Source organism: Dellaglioa sp. CoH-57-MRSF-22 (assembly GCF_056781895.1).
Genome location: NZ_JBXAXT010000126.1, coordinates 1 through 365, shown reverse-complemented (window position 1 = coordinate 365; position 365 = coordinate 1). Strand labels below are relative to the sequence as shown.

1 protein-coding gene is annotated in these 365 nt (G+C 53.7%); it reads left to right on the top strand.

Going from position 1 to position 365, the window contains the following annotated elements; translation table 11 throughout:
• Positions 1–124: 124 nt before the first annotated feature.
• Positions 125–365 (top strand): hypothetical protein (locus AC1RPR_RS08495; protein ID WP_481763514.1); only part of this gene is annotated, 241 nt, incomplete at its 3' end.

Genomic DNA, 365 nt, shown 5'->3' with positions numbered 1-365 from the left:
AGGGCTGTGCCCTGAATGCCGCAAGCCCATGGAACGCAGCAACGCGAACGGGTTTCCCGTCATGATCTGCGAAGCGCACCGGATTGCTATTCCAATGCCGGACGGCACCTTCTAAGGAATCGTCATGGCTAAGAAAAAAGCAGAGTTGTCCATCGAAGATATGATGGGATTTGATCTGCGACCCAAAACCGAAGAGCCTGCGCCCGAGAAGAAGGTTAAGAAAAAGGTGAAACGACCCGCGCAGGACCTCGATGTTATCGAGGAAACACCTGCGCCTAAAAAGCGTGGTCGTCCGCCCCTTCCCAAAAACACGGAACAGACACCAAAAGGTCGTGGCCGTGATCAGCCTGTAACTGACGTTGTTG